The organism is Kitasatospora sp. NPDC057692 (assembly GCF_042799475.1).
Taxonomy (GTDB): Bacteria; Actinomycetota; Actinomycetes; order Streptomycetales; family Streptomycetaceae; genus Kitasatospora.
In genome coordinates, this window is the sequence record NZ_JBHVIV010000017.1 from 1 (window position 1) to 12968 (window position 12968).

Here is a 12968-nt window from a genome sequence, read left to right on the forward strand (position 1 = left end):
GGGGGGTTTTTTTTTTTTTAATACCCCCCCGCGGGGGGGGGGCGCCCCCCGGCCCCCCCCCCCCCGGGGCGGGGGGGGCCGGGGCGGGCGCGGCGCGTTCCGTCATCACGCTCACGGCTGCCCCGGGTCGGCGGCACGGGCCGCCGCCCAGCGCTCGGCGAGCGCGGCGGTGCGCCGGGACGCCTCGGCGACCGCCTCCGGGCCGCCGCCGCGCTGCGCGGCGGCGTAGCCGATCAGAAAGGCGGTCAGCGGGGCGGCGGGCCGGTCCACCCCGTGCGCGACCACCCGGGCCAGGTCGAGCAGGCCGCGGACGTCGACCTCCAGGTCGATGTCCAGCTCGGCACGGACCTCGGCGATCCAGTCATCCAGCGTGCGCTCCATGCGAACATGCTGCCCGATCGGCGGTGGCCCCGGGATGTTGGCCCGGTGAGCGACACGCGTCGTTTCGCTCACGCCGGGCCTGCGCCGCGGTGAGCGGACCGCTCCGGGCCGCGCTCAGCCTCCGGCAGCGTCGCGCGCGCGGGCCCGTTCCAGGTCCTCCCAGGTGTCGCAGTCGTGGGCGGCGTCCTCGGTGTCGGCCAGCCGGAGGGTGGGCAGGGCCCCGGTCAGTCGGCGCAGCGGGAGCCCGGCGGGGTCGCCGGCGGCGGCCAGCGCGGCGCGCAGGGCGGCGGTGCGGTAGGCGGCGGCCAGCGGCTGGTCGCGGCCGGCGGCGTCGACCAGCACGGCCGCCGCGGTGTCCGGCCCGGCCCCGTCGAGGGCGGCGGCCAGCCGGTGGACGGTCCGCCGGTCGAGGAACGGCAGGTCGGCGGCGAACAGCAGCACCAGGTCGGCGGTCACCTCGGCGAGTCCGGCGGCGACGGCGGCCACCGGCCCGCCGCCGGGCGGGTGCTCGCGGGTCCACCGGACCCTGGGCCCGGCGGTGGGGCGGGCCGGTCCGACCACCACGGTGGTCCGGGCGTCCGCGCAGGCGGCGAGCACCCGGTCCAGCAGGGTGGTCTCACCGACGGTCAGGCCCGGCTTGTCGGCCCCGCCGAGCCGCCGGGCGGCGCCCCCGGCCGGGACGATCACGTCGTACGGCGTCATGCCGCCAGTATCCGCCGCGGGCTCAGGCGGTGTCCCCGGCGGCCTTGGCGTCCCCGGCGGCCTCGGCGTCCCCGGCCCCCCGCTCGGCGTCCAGCTCCGCGGCGGTGTCCATTTCGACGGTGTCGTCCGGCCCGGCGGCGGCCTCGTCCGCCACGGCCGTGCCCTCCGTCGCGGCGGAGGTGTCGGCATCCGTGTCAGCGGCGGCGGCGGTGCCGGCGGCGGCCGTGCTGGCGGCGGCGCTCAGCTCCAGCACGGCCGGCAGCGTCAGCTCCCCGTACCGCTCGTTCACCGCCGCGACCAGCGCCTCCGGGTCGTCCGGGTGCTCGGCCAGCAGCCGGTCGAAGTCCTGCAGGTACTCCCCGGTGAACGCCAGCACCCGGCCCGCGTCGTCGCCCTGGTCGGGCGCCCGGTGGCCGGCGATCACCCGCTCCGCACCGAGCTCGGCGATCCGCCCCAGGTTGCGGACCCACTCGGTGCGCTGCTCCGGCGTGGTGTCGGCGGTCCAGACGTGGGTGCCGTTGTACACGAAGTCGCCGGCCACCACGGTGCGGATGCTCGGCACGTGCACCACCGTGGAGCCGCCGCAGTCGCCCTGCCCGAGCAGCAGGACCGGGATCACCTGCCGGTCGACCATCAGCGGCTGGGGCAGCAGCGGCGCCGGGACCAGCGGGTGGTCCGGGATGTCGTCGCCGTACACCGGCTTCCACTGGGCGACCTTCGCGGCGGCGGTGCGCAGGATGCCGTCGACCACCGTCGGCGCGGCCAGCAGCCGCGCCTCCGGGAACAGCCGCAGCACCTCCTCGGCACCGAAGTAGTGGTCGGGGTGCTGATGGGTGATCACGATGGCGAGCAGCCGGCGGCCCTTGCCCGCCACCCACTCGGCCAGCTGGCGCCCGGCGCTGCGGGTGAGCTGGGCGTCGACCAGGATCGCCGTGTGCTCGCCGAGGATCAGCGTGGAGGTCGCGAAGAAGGCCGACTCGGGGCCGGTGAAGACGTCGACCTCCAGCGGCCGGACCGGCGCTCCGGCGGCGGGCGCCGCATCGACCGGGTCCGCACCGGCGTTCTCCTCGGACGGGGACGACGTCACTGGCTGCTCCCTCTGGTTCGGCGGTCCCGGTCCCGGCCCGGCGTCGGTGGTGCGTATACGGCGCGGCGGTGGCCGCGCGGCGGGGCCGTCGCCCTACAGCATGGGAGCACGGCGCGCGGAAAACGCGGAAGGCGCGCCCGGTGGGGCGCGCCTTCCCGATCACGTGTCCGGGCGATGGCTCTCCGCCGCGGGTGTCAGCCCTTGCGGCCGCGCAGCTTGGCGACGCGGTCGGCGACGCCCCAGGAGGTGACCCGCCAGAGCGCCTCGACGACGATGTTCCGGCTCATCTTGGACGCGCCCAGCTCCCGCTCGACGAAGGTGATCGGCACCTCGGCGACCTTGAAGCCGGCCTTCACCGTCCGCCAGGCCAGGTCGACCTGGAAGCAGTAGCCGGCCGAGGCGACCTGGTCCATGCCGAGGCCGAGCAGGGTCTCCTTGCGGAACGCCCGGTAGCCGCCGGTGACGTCCCGGATCGGCACGCCCAGCATCAGCCGGGAGTAGGTCGAGCCGCCGCGCGAGAGCAGCAGCCGGGACTTCGGCCAGTTCACCACCCGGCCGCCGGGGACCCAGCGCGAGCCCAGCACCAGGTCGGCGCCGCGCAGCGCGGTGAGCAGCCGGCCCAGCTCCTCGGGGCGGTGGGAACCGTCGGCGTCCATCTCGACGAGCACGTCGTAGCCCTCGTCGATGCCCCAGCGGAAGCCCGCCAGGTAGGCGGCGCCCAGGCCCTCCTTGCCCCGGCGGTGCATGACGTGCACCTGGGGGTCCTCGGCGGCCAGCTTGTCGGCCAGCTCCCCGGTGCCGTCCGGGCTGTTGTCGTCGGCCACGAGCACGTGCACCTCGGGCACCGCGGCGCGCACCCGGCCGACGATGAGCTCGACGTTCTCCGCCTCGTTGTAGGTGGGGATGATCACCAGCACCCGGCCCAGATCGGCGAAACCCTGCTGGTTGACGGTCACGTACTAACCTCTCGGCCGGTGGCGGGACGTGCCGGTCACCATTGCCCGCACTCATCGGAAGACACAGTCCCGGCCGGCACCCGGCCGGCCCGGACGACACCGTGGAAAACACTGGGTCCTGGCATCCTACTACCGCGTCCTGGGGCCGACTCTCCGCCCGGCCCCGGCCCGGGGCACTCCCGGCCGGCGCCCGCCGTTTCCCCGGCGGGGGCGCAGGTCGGCTAGGGTCGATGCCCGGCCTTTGCCCGGATGCCCGCCCGTCCGCCCCCGCCTGCGGCCGCCTGACGGCGGCGAGGCCCACCAGCCACTGCAGCTAGGAGCAGGACCGCGCCCATGGACAAGCTCGTCAACACCGTCCGCCCGTACGCCTGGGGTTCGGTCACCGCGCTCCCCGAGCTGCTCGGGCAGGAGCCGACCGGCGAACCGCAGGCCGAGCTGTGGATGGGGGCCCACCCCGGGAACCCGTCCCGGGCGGACCGGGGCGACGGGCCGCGCCGGCTGGACGAGTTGATCGCCGCCGACCCGGAGGGCGAGCTGGGCGCCGCCTCGGTGGCCCGGTTCGGCCCCGCCCTGCCGTTCCTGCTCAAGGTCCTCGCCCCCGGCATCCCGCTCTCCATCCAGGCCCACCCCTCGCTCGACCAGGCCCGTGCCGGATTCGCCGCCGAGAACGCCCTGGGGATCCCGCTGGACGCCCCGCACCGGAACTACCGGGACGCCAACCACAAGCCCGAACTGATCTGCGCGCTCGGCGACTTCGGCGGACTCTGCGGCTTCCGCCGGCCCGCCGGGGCGGCCGCGCTGCTGGCCGGCCTCGGGGTGCCCGCGCTGGAGCCGGTGATCGCCCTGCTGGGCGCCGAGGACGAGTCCGAGGCGCTCAGCCGCGCGCTGGCCGCCGTCCTCACCCTGTCCGGGCCCGAGGCCGCGGAGGCGGTCCGGGACACCGCCGAGGCGCTCGACAAGGCCGCCGCCGAGGACCCGGACGGGCCGTACGCGCCCTACACCCGGATCGCCCGGGACTTCCCGGGGGACGTCGGCCTGATCGCCGGGCTGCTGCTCAACCACGTCCGGCTGCGCGACGGCGAGGCGCTCTACCTGGGCGCCGGCGTCCCGCACGCCTACCTGCACGGCGTGTGCGTCGAGCTCCAGGCCAACTCGGACAACGTGCTGCGGGCCGGGCTCACGCCCAAGCACATCGACGTGCCGGAGCTGCTCCGGGTGGTCGAGTTCGCCTCCTGCTCGCCCGAGCCGCTGCGGCCGGTCGCGGTCGACGGGACGCCCGGCGAGGAGCTGTACCCGGTGCCGATCGACGAGTTCCGGCTCTCCCGGTTCGTCCTGGACGGCCGGGAGCGGACGGTGGACGGCGACGCCCCGCAGATCCTGCTCTGCACCGCCGGCACCGTCCGGCTGACCGCCGCCGACGGCACCGTGCTGGAGCTGGCCCGCGGCGGGTCCGCCTTCCTGCCCGCCACCGGGACGGCGACCCGGCTGGACGGCGCCGCCGCCACCGTCTTCCGCGCGACCGTCACGCTCTGACGGCCGCGCCGCCGGACCGGCCCTGACCGGCCCGGCCCCGACCCGGACCCGGCCCCGGACGGACCTCCTAGTCGCGGGTCATGTCGACGAAGCGGGAGTAGTGGCCCTGGAAGGCCACGGTGATGGTGGCCGTGGGGCCGTTGCGGTGCTTGGCGACGATGAGGTCGGCCTCGCCCGCGCGCGGGGACTCCTTCTCGTAGGCGTCCTCGCGGTGCAGCAGGATGACCATGTCGGCGTCCTGCTCGATCGAGCCGGACTCTCGCAGGTCGGAGACCATCGGGCGCTTGTCGGTGCGCTGTTCGGGGCCTCGGTTCAGCTGGGAGAGCGCGATCACCGGCACCTCCAGCTCCTTGGCCAGCAGCTTCAGGTTTCGCGACATGTCGGAGACCTCCTGCTGGCGGTTCTCGGCCCGGCGGGAGCCACCGGACTGCATCAGCTGGAGGTAGTCGATGACGACCAGCTTGATGTCGTTGCGCTGCTTGAGCCGGCGGCACTTGGCCCGGATCTCCATCATCGACAGGTTCGGCGAGTCGTCGATGAACAGCGGCGCCTCGCTGACGTCCGGCATCCGGCGGGCCACCCGGGTCCAGTCGTCGTCCGTCATGGAGCCGGAGCGCATGTGGTGCAGCGCCACCCGGGCCTCGGCGGAGAGCAGGCGCATGGCGATCTCGTTGCGGCCCATTTCGAGCGAGAAGATCACGCTCGGCAGCTTGTGGTGGATCGAGCAGGCCCGGGCGAAGTCCAGCGCCAGGGTCGACTTGCCCATCGCGGGACGGGCCGCGATGACGATCATCTGGCCGGGGTGGAGCCCGTTGGTGAGCGCGTCGAAGTCGGCGAAGCCGGTCGGCACACCGGACATCTGGCCGTTGCGGGAGCCGATCGACTCGATCTCGTCGAGGGCGCCCTCCATGATGTCGGCGAGCGGCGCGTAGTCCTCGTTGGTGCGCTGCTCGGTGACGGCGTAGATCTCGGCCTGGGCCGCGTTGACGATCTCGTCGACGTCGCCCTCGGCGGCGTAGCCCATGCCGGCGATCCGGGTGCCGGCCTCGACCAGCCGGCGCAGCACCGCGCGCTCGTGCACGATCTGCGCGTAGTACTCGGCGTTGGCGGCGGTCGGGACGGAGTTGACCAGGGTGTGCAGGTAGCCGGGGCCGCCGACCCGCTGGAGCTCGCCGCGCTTGGTCAGCTCGCCGGCCACGGTGATCGGGTCGGCCGGCTCGCCGCGCGCGTACAGGTCGAGGATCGCGCCGTGGATCAGCTCGTGCGCGGGCCGGTAGTAGTCGGCCGGCTTGAGCACCTCGACCACGTCGGCGATGGCGTCCTTGGAGAGCAGCATGCCGCCGAGCACGGACTGCTCGGCCGCGAGGTCCTGCGGGGGCACGCGCTCGAAGCCGTCCAGGCCGCCCTCGCCGCGCTCCTCCTCGCCGCCCTGGCGGCCCTTGCCGCCCTTCTGGAAGCCGCCGGAGCCGCCCTTGCCGCCCTTCTGGAAGCCGCCGCCCTGGCCCTGGCCCTGGCCGCCGCGGCCGCGGGAGACCGGCAGCCGGTCGCCGGGGCCGTCCGGGAACGGCGCGTCGGCGAAGGCGCCGACCGGGAAGGGGTCGTCGGCGCCCTGCCAGTCGTCCTCCGGCGGCGGAGCGTCGTGGTCGTCGTACTGGGGGCCGGTCACGCGTGTTCCCCGATCAGCGAGTGGTGCGAGTTGGAGCGGGCCTTGCCGGTGGCCGGGATGGTGCGGAACCCGACTCCGCGCCACCGCATTTTCTACGCCACCGCACCGACAAATCGGACGCCGAGGCGGATGGGAGTGTCGGCCGGAGAGCCCACGCTAAGGCGCCGGACGGCCTTCAGCCAAGGCGGTTATCCACAGGGGGTGTGGACGAGCGGCCCACGACTGTGGAGAAGTGCGGCAAACCTGTGGACGCCCCTGTGGAAAGCCCTGTGGATAACCAGACCATCGATCCACCGTCAACCCGCTGACCTGCGCTTCCCCCGTCCCGGGCCTGTGCATGAGAAATTCTTCACACGGAGCCGGGTGGCGGTGGACACACACCCGGACGGCGCAGTCGCTCGCCCGTACGAGTAAGCGGCACCAACCGCTGGCGTCACTTACCTGTGGATGAGTAGCCTGGAACCCATGACCCTCACCACCGACCGCCGCCGGCACGACCGCGAGATCCTCGCCCTCGCCGTCCCCGCCTTCGGCGCCCTGGTCGCCGAGCCGCTCTTCCTGATGGCCGACTCGGCGATCGTGGGCCACCTCGGCACCGCCCAGCTGGCCGGCGTCGGCGTGGCCTCGGCCGCCCTCACCACCGCCACCGGGGTCTTCGTCTTCCTCGCCTACGCCACCACCGCCGCGGTCGCCCGCCGGATCGGCGCCGGGGACCGCCGGGCCGCGATCCAGCAGGGCATCGACGGCATCTGGCTGGCCCTGGCGCTCTCCGCCGGGGTGGTCGCGCTGACCCTGCTGCTCGCGCCCCAGGTGGCCGACGTGCTCGGCGCCTCCCCGACGGCCGCCCCGTACGCCGTGACGTACCTGCGGATCAGCGCGCTCGGCATCCCGGCGATCCTCATGGTGATGGCCGCCACCGGGGTGCTGCGCGGCCTCCAGGACACCCGGACGCCGCTCTACGTGGCCGTCGCCGGCTTCGCCGCCAACCTCGGGCTGAACGCCGGACTGGTGTACGGCGCCGGGCTCGGGGTGGCCGGTTCGGCCTGGGGCACGGTGATCGCCCAGACCGGCATGGCCGCCGTCTACGTGTTCGTGGTGGTCCGCGGCGCCCGCCGGGAGCAGGCCTCGCTGCGGCCGGACGCGGCCGGGATACGGGCGAGTGCCAGGGCCGGCGGGCCGCTGATGGTCCGCACCCTGAGCCTGCGCGCCGTCCTGATGATCGCCACCGCGGTGGCCGCCGGACTCGGCGACGACGAGATCGCCGCGCACCAGATCGCCATGACGGTCTTCCTGTTCATCGCCTTCGCCCTGGACGCCATCGCGATCGCCGGGCAGGCCATCATCGGCCGCTACCTCGGGGCCGGGGACGTGCCGGGCACCCGGGCCGCCACCCGCCGGATGATCGAGTGGGGCATCGGCTCCGGTGTGCTGCTGGGCCTGCTGGTGGTGGTCGCCCGGCCGCTGTACGTCCCGCTGTTCACCCCGGACCCGGCGGTCCAGCACCAGCTGAACACCGTCCTGCTGCTGCTCGCGCTCTGCCAGCCGGTCTCCGGCCTGGTCTACGTCCTGGACGGCGTGCTGATGGGCGCCGGGGACGGCCCGTTCCTGGCCTGGGCGATGCTCGGCACGCTGGCGGTCTTCGCGCCCGCCGCGCTCGCCGTCCCGTCCAGCGGCACCGGGCTCGCCGGGCTCTGGTGGGCGATGAACCTCTTCATGCTGGTCCGCGGCGGCTTCCTGGCCTGGCGGGCCCGCGGCGGCCGGTGGCTGGTCACCGGCGCCGTGCGGAGCTGACCGGCGCCGCCCGGCGGACGACCGAGGGCCGGCCCCCCGGGAAGGGGGACCGGCCCTCGGGCCACTGCTACGGAGCTGACGCTACCGGTGCGTGGTCGTGGCTCAGGCGGCGACGACGGCGATGTCCAGGTTGGCCTGGACGTCCGAGTGCAGCTTGACCGAGACCTTGTGGGTGCCCACGGTCTTGATCGGCGAGGCGATCGCGACGGCGCGCTTGTCGACCGACGGGCCGCCGGCGGCCTTGATGGCCTCGACGACGTCGGCCTGGGTCACCGAGCCGAACAGACGGCCGGCCTCGCCCGAGCGGACGGCCAGCTTGACCTGGACGCCCTCCAGCTTGCCCTTGACCTCGTTCGCGGCCTCAAGGGTCTGGATCTCGTGGATCTTGCGGGCGCGACGGATGGCGTCGACGTCCTTCTGGCCGCCCTTGGTCCAGCGGATGGCGTAGCCACGCGGAACCAGGTAGTTGCGGGCGTAGCCGTCCTTGACCTCGACGACCTCGCCGGCCGAGCCCAGGCCCGGCACCTCGTGGGTGAGGATGATCTTCATTGTTCGGTCACCCTCTCTTAGCGCGCGGTGCTGGTGTAGGGCAGCAGCGCCATCTCACGGCTGTTCTTCACGGCCGTGGCGACGTCACGCTGGTGCTGGGTGCAGTTGCCGGTGACCCGGCGGGCACGGATCTTGCCGCGGTCGGAGATGAACTTCCGCAGCAGGTTCGTGTCCTTGTAGTCAACGTAGTTGACCTTGTCCTTGCAGAAGACGCAAACCTTCTTCTTCGGCTTGCGAGCAGGCGGCTTCGCCATTGTGTGCTCCATTGGGGTTCACGGCCGGGCGGGTGTCTCGCGACACCCGCGGCCAGGCCGCACGAAATCTGTCAGCTCTTAGAACGGGGGCTCTTCCGAGAAGCCGCCACCGGACGGGGCACCCCAGCCGCCGCCACCCTGGTTGCCACCAGAGGGAGCGCTGGACGCCCAGGGGTCGTCGGAGGGGCCGGACTGGCCGCCGCCGGAGTTGCCACCCCAGCCGCCGCCCTGCTGGCCGCCACCGCCGCCCCAGCCGCCGCCCTGGCCCTGGCCGCCCTGCGGGCCGCCGCCGAAGCCGCCGCCCTGGGGGCCGCCGGACCGGTTGGCCCGGGTGACCTTCGCGGTCGCCGAGCGCAGGCTCGGGCCGACCTCGTCGACCTCGACCTCGAAGACCGTCCGCTTCTCGCCTTCCTTGGTCTCGTAAGACCGCTGGCGCAGTCGGCCCTGCACGATGACGCGCATGCCGCGCTGGAGCGACTCGGCCACGTTCTCCGCCGGCTGCCGCCAGACGTTGCACGTGAGGAAGAGGCTCTCGCCGTCCTTCCACTCGTTCGTCTGGCGGTCGAAGGTGCGGGGGGTGGACGCGATGCGGAACTTCGCGACCGCCGCACCCGACGGGGTGAAGCGCAGCTCGGGGTCGTCGACGAGATTGCCGACGAGGGTGATGACGGTCTCGCCTGCCATGGTGGTGATGACCTCTCGGGAAGATGTCCGTTCACCGCTGTTTCACGTGAAACAGCGGTCGCGAGCTACCCGAGACCCGAAGGCCTCAGAGGTGGCTCAGTGGGTGTCCGGGCGCAGGACCTTGGTCCGGAGAACCGACTCGCTCAGGCCGAGCTGGCGGTCGAGCTCCTTGACGACCTCAGGCGTGGCCTGCAGGTCGATGACCGAGTAGATGCCCTCGGACTGCTTGTTGATCTCGTAGGCCAGACGGCGGCGACCCCAGGTGTCGATCTTCTCGACCTTGCCACCCGCGTTGCGGACGACAGCCATGAAGCTCTCGATCAGGGGGGAAACGGCGCGCTCCTCGACCGAGGGGTCGAGGATCACCATCACCTCGTAGTGACGCATGAGTAACCCACCTCCTTTGGACTCAGCGGCCACGGTCTCTCCGTGGCAGGAGGGTTGTGCAGCGTCGGCACCGGAGCAGTGACGACACGGCCACCGTAGCGGCCGGGTCCGACAGCCCGTCCCCGTTCACCCGGAAGAGGGCAGAGGAGGGCACAACTACACCAGTGCAGACGACACACCCTACCCGCACCCGGACGGACGAACAAAACGCATAGGGGTTGTGAGACCCGCCCAACCGCCGCAATCTGGACGGAACGGGTTCCCCGCCCGTTCGTCTCCACGCCAGGAGGTGGGACTCATGGCCCAGACCGTCCACCGCATGCCCGCCCTCACCCTGAACACCGACGGACACCCGCACCCGCGGGAGAACACCCTGGTCGGCCTCACCGCCGTACTGGGCGCGATCTCCTTCATCACGTCGTTCTTCCACAACCTGCACCTGCTGACCTCGTGGACCGGCCTGTTCGGGATCGTCACCGGCCTGCTCGGGATGTACGTCTCCGTCACCACGGCCGAGCGCTTCGTCCTGATGGTCACGCTCGGCGCCTCGGCGATCGGCTTCTACCTCGGCATCGCACGCGGCGGTCTGTGGGGTTAGCCCCGCCACTCCGAGGAACCCCCGGCGCCCCCGTGGCGTACTTGTCTTCAGGCGGACGGGTACGCGGCGGGGGCGCCGCCGTGCCCGCGGCCGACGGGACCCCGGACGATAGGGTCACCCCGAGAAGACGGGGCCCACCGCAGCCCGACCGACGAGGAGCACCGAGCATGAGCCTGCGCCTGAGGACGATCACCCGCGAGGAGCACCTCGCCTTCATCAGGAGCCGCGCCTCGGCGAGCCACATGCAGGTGCCGTCCTGGGGCGACGTGAAGGCCGAGTGGCGCTCCGAGTCGATCGGCTGGTTCGACAAGGCCAACCAGCTCGTCGGCGCCGGCCTGGTGCTCTACCGGCAGCTGCCCAAGCTCAAGCGCTACCTGGCCTACCTGCCCGAGGGCCCGGTGATCGACTGGTTCGACCGCGACCTCGACCGCTGGCTGCAGCCGATGCTGGCGCACCTGAAGTCCCAGGGCGCCTTCTCGGTGAAGATGGGCCCGCCGGTGGTCATCCGCCGCTGGAACGCCCCGACCATCAAGGAGGCCATCGCCGCCAAGCAGGCCAAGCGCCTGCGCGACGTCGAGGCCGACTGGTACGAGCCGCGCGCCTTCGAGGTCGCCGACCGGCTGCGCAAGGCCGGCTGGCTGCAGGGCGAGGACGGCGGCGCCGGCTTCGGCGACGTCCAGCCGCGCTACGTCTTCCAGGTGCCGCTGGCCAACCGCTCGCTGGACGACATCCAGAAGGGCTTCAACCAGCTCTGGCGCCGCAACATCAAGAAGGCCGAGAAGAGCGGCGTCGAGGTGGTCCAGGGCGGCTACGACGAGCTGGCCGTCTTCCACCAGCTCTACCTGGTGACCGCCGAGCGCGACAAGTTCACCCCGCGGCCGCTGGCCTACTTCCAGCGCATGTGGAAGGCCCTCACCACCGAGGACCCGAACCGCATGCGGCTGTACATCGCCTACCACGAGGGCGAGCCGCTGGCCGCGACCACGATGCTGGTCGTCGGCGAGCACGTCTGGTACTCCTACGGCGCCTCGGCCAACCACAAGCGCGAGGTCAAGCCGTCGAACGCGATCCAGTGGCGGATGATGCGCGACTCCTACGCCCTGGGCGGCGGGGTGTACGACCTGCGCGGCATCTCCGACACCCTGGACGAGAACGACCACCTGTTCGGCCTGATCCAGTTCAAGGTCGGCACCGGCGGCCAGGCCGCCGAGTACCTCGGCGAGTGGGACTTCCCGCTCAACAAGCTGCTGCACAAGGCCCTCGACCTCTACATGTCGCGCCGCTGAGCAGCGCTCGCCGAGCCACCGAGCAGCCGTGCCCAACACCCCCTGGGAGATGACCCGATGACGCTGTCGCTCTATCTCGACACCGAACGCTGGCGCACCCACCAGCGCTCCGTGCTGGCCGAGTTCCCCGGTCTGGTGCCGGTGGCGAAGGGCAACGGCTACGGGTTGGGCAACCACCGCCTGGCCGAGGAGGCGACCCTCCTCGGCACCGGCGTGCTGGCGGTCGGCACCGCGTACGAGGCCGCCGACGCGGCCGACTGGTACGGCGGCGAGCTGCTGGTGCTCACCCCCTACCGGGTGGGCGAGGAGGCGCTGCCGCTGCCGCACGCCCGGGTGATCCGGACGGTCGCGAGCGTGGACGGCCTGCGGGCGCTGCACGGGGCCCGGGTGGTGGTGGAGTGCATGACCACCATGCGCCGGCACGGCGTCTCGGCGGCCGACCTCCCCACGGTCGCCGCCGAGCTGGAGGGCGTCCACTTCGAGGGCCTCGCGCTGCACCTGCCGATGGACCGGCCGGACGGCTCCAGCCCGGTCGAGGAGGTCGCGTACTGGGTGGAGACCGCCCGGGCGGCCGGCATCCCGGTGCACACCGTGTTCGTCAGCCACCTCGGCGCGGCGGGCATGGAGCAGCTGGCCCAGCGCTTCCCCGACACCGTCTTCCGGGCCCGGATCGGCACCCGGCTCTGGCTGGGCGACCACGGTGCGCTGGAGGTCCGGGCGACGGTGCTGGACGTCACCCCGGTGCAGAAGGGCGACCGCTACGGCTACCGCCAGCACCCGGCGCCGTCCGACGGCCACCTGCTGGTGGTGGCCGGCGGCACCGCGCACGGCATCGGCCTGGAGGCGCCCAAGTACGTGCAGGGCATGTCCTCGCGCGCCAAGGGCATCGCCCGGGCCGGTCTGGCGACGGTCAACAAGACCAAGTCGCCGTACCACTGGGCCGGCAAGCAGCTCTGGTTCGCCGAGCCGCCGCACATGCAGGTCTCGCTGCTCTTCCTGGACGGGGAGGCCAAGCCGCCGGCGGTCGGCGACGAGCTCGGCCTCCAGGTGCGGCACACCACCACGCACTTCGACCGCGTGGTGGACCGCTGAGC

12 protein-coding genes and 2 pseudogenes are annotated in these 12968 nt (G+C 73.1%); 5 read left to right on the forward strand and 9 right to left on the reverse strand.

Annotated elements, in window-relative coordinates:
* Window positions 1-111: 111 nt before the first annotated feature.
* The 4 genes and pseudogenes from ACFVFS_RS12645 to ACFVFS_RS12660 all read right to left on the reverse strand — a co-directional run.
* Window positions 112-369 (reverse strand): annotated as a pseudogene (locus ACFVFS_RS12645) (DUF6457 domain-containing protein); the annotation flags it as partial.
* Between the two features lie 129 nt (window positions 370-498).
* Window positions 499-1083, reverse strand: a pseudogene (locus ACFVFS_RS12650) (molybdenum cofactor guanylyltransferase); the annotation flags it as partial.
* Window positions 1084-1105: 22 nt separating this feature from the next.
* Window positions 1106-2170, reverse strand: a complete 1065-nt coding sequence (locus ACFVFS_RS12655) for an MBL fold metallo-hydrolase (protein WP_380623171.1) — start codon at window positions 2168-2170, stop codon at window positions 1106-1108.
* A gap of 194 nt (window positions 2171-2364) precedes the next feature.
* Window positions 2365-3126, reverse strand: a complete 762-nt coding sequence (locus tag ACFVFS_RS12660) for a polyprenol monophosphomannose synthase (protein ID WP_380623173.1) — start codon at window positions 3124-3126, stop codon at window positions 2365-2367.
* A gap of 333 nt (window positions 3127-3459) precedes the next feature.
* Here ACFVFS_RS12660 and manA point away from each other — a divergent pair, with 333 nt between their 5' ends.
* Window positions 3460-4659, forward strand: a complete 1200-nt coding sequence (gene manA, locus ACFVFS_RS12665) for a mannose-6-phosphate isomerase, class I (protein ID WP_380623174.1) — start codon at window positions 3460-3462, stop codon at window positions 4657-4659.
* A gap of 67 nt (window positions 4660-4726) precedes the next feature.
* Here manA and dnaB read toward each other — a convergent pair whose 3' ends face one another.
* On the reverse strand, window positions 4727-6199 hold the full coding sequence (gene dnaB, locus ACFVFS_RS12670; protein WP_380623322.1) for a replicative DNA helicase: 1473 nt from the start codon (window positions 6197-6199) through the stop codon (window positions 4727-4729).
* Window positions 6200-6790: 591 nt separating this feature from the next.
* Between dnaB and ACFVFS_RS12675 the strand changes: the two genes are divergently transcribed.
* Window positions 6791-8116 (forward strand): MATE family efflux transporter, encoded by a 1326-nt coding sequence (locus ACFVFS_RS12675; RefSeq protein ID WP_380623178.1) that lies wholly within the window; start codon window positions 6791-6793, stop codon window positions 8114-8116.
* Between the two features lie 102 nt (window positions 8117-8218).
* On the opposite strand, the gene rplI is transcribed toward ACFVFS_RS12675, so the two are convergent.
* The 4 genes from rplI to rpsF all read right to left on the reverse strand — a co-directional run bounded on the left by rplI (window position 8219) and on the right by rpsF (window position 9990).
* The gene (gene rplI, locus ACFVFS_RS12680; protein WP_355362547.1) at window positions 8219-8665 is read right to left on the reverse strand and encodes a 50S ribosomal protein L9; all 447 of its coding nucleotides are present in this window, start codon (window positions 8663-8665) and stop codon (window positions 8219-8221) included.
* Window positions 8666-8682: 17 nt separating this feature from the next.
* Window positions 8683-8919, reverse strand: a complete 237-nt coding sequence (gene rpsR, locus ACFVFS_RS12685) for a 30S ribosomal protein S18 (protein ID WP_030304537.1) — start codon at window positions 8917-8919, stop codon at window positions 8683-8685.
* A gap of 78 nt (window positions 8920-8997) precedes the next feature.
* On the reverse strand, window positions 8998-9603 hold the full coding sequence (locus ACFVFS_RS12690) for a single-stranded DNA-binding protein (RefSeq protein WP_380623180.1): 606 nt from the start codon (window positions 9601-9603) through the stop codon (window positions 8998-9000).
* A 96-nt stretch (window positions 9604-9699) separates the two neighbouring features.
* Entirely contained in the window at window positions 9700-9990 is a 291-nt protein-coding gene (gene rpsF / locus ACFVFS_RS12695; protein WP_350570360.1) for a 30S ribosomal protein S6, read from the reverse strand.
* A 298-nt stretch (window positions 9991-10288) separates the two neighbouring features.
* Here rpsF and ACFVFS_RS12700 point away from each other — a divergent pair, with 298 nt between their 5' ends.
* From ACFVFS_RS12700 to ACFVFS_RS12710, 3 genes are all read left to right on the forward strand, one after another.
* Window positions 10289-10588 (forward strand): hypothetical protein, encoded by a 300-nt coding sequence (locus ACFVFS_RS12700; protein ID WP_380623182.1) that lies wholly within the window; start codon window positions 10289-10291, stop codon window positions 10586-10588.
* Between the two features lie 167 nt (window positions 10589-10755).
* Window positions 10756-11874, forward strand: a complete 1119-nt coding sequence (locus ACFVFS_RS12705) for a lipid II:glycine glycyltransferase FemX (RefSeq protein ID WP_380623184.1) — start codon at window positions 10756-10758, stop codon at window positions 11872-11874.
* A gap of 57 nt (window positions 11875-11931) precedes the next feature.
* On the forward strand, window positions 11932-12966 hold the full coding sequence (locus ACFVFS_RS12710) for an alanine racemase (protein WP_380623186.1): 1035 nt from the start codon (window positions 11932-11934) through the stop codon (window positions 12964-12966).
* The last annotated feature ends 2 nt before the right edge of the window (window positions 12967-12968 follow it).

What these genes read in the sequence shown, in the direction of transcription:
- rpsR (WP_030304537.1), bottom strand. Translation starts at nt 8,919, where the DNA reads ATGGCGAAGCCGCCTGCTCGCAAGCCGAAGAAGAAGGTTTGCGTCTTC.
- ACFVFS_RS12700 (WP_380623182.1), top strand. Translation starts at nt 10,289, where the DNA reads ATGGCCCAGACCGTCCACCGCATGCCCGCCCTCACCCTGAACACCGAC.
- rplI (WP_355362547.1), bottom strand. Translation starts at nt 8,665, where the DNA reads ATGAAGATCATCCTCACCCACGAGGTGCCGGGCCTGGGCTCGGCCGGC.
- manA (WP_380623174.1), top strand. Translation starts at nt 3,460, where the DNA reads ATGGACAAGCTCGTCAACACCGTCCGCCCGTACGCCTGGGGTTCGGTC.
- ACFVFS_RS12710 (WP_380623186.1), top strand. Translation starts at nt 11,932, where the DNA reads ATGACGCTGTCGCTCTATCTCGACACCGAACGCTGGCGCACCCACCAG.
- ACFVFS_RS12690 (WP_380623180.1), bottom strand. Translation starts at nt 9,603, where the DNA reads ATGGCAGGCGAGACCGTCATCACCCTCGTCGGCAATCTCGTCGACGAC.
- ACFVFS_RS12705 (WP_380623184.1), top strand. Translation starts at nt 10,756, where the DNA reads ATGAGCCTGCGCCTGAGGACGATCACCCGCGAGGAGCACCTCGCCTTC.
- ACFVFS_RS12675 (WP_380623178.1), top strand. Translation starts at nt 6,791, where the DNA reads ATGACCCTCACCACCGACCGCCGCCGGCACGACCGCGAGATCCTCGCC.
- rpsF (WP_350570360.1), bottom strand. Translation starts at nt 9,990, where the DNA reads ATGCGTCACTACGAGGTGATGGTGATCCTCGACCCCTCGGTCGAGGAG.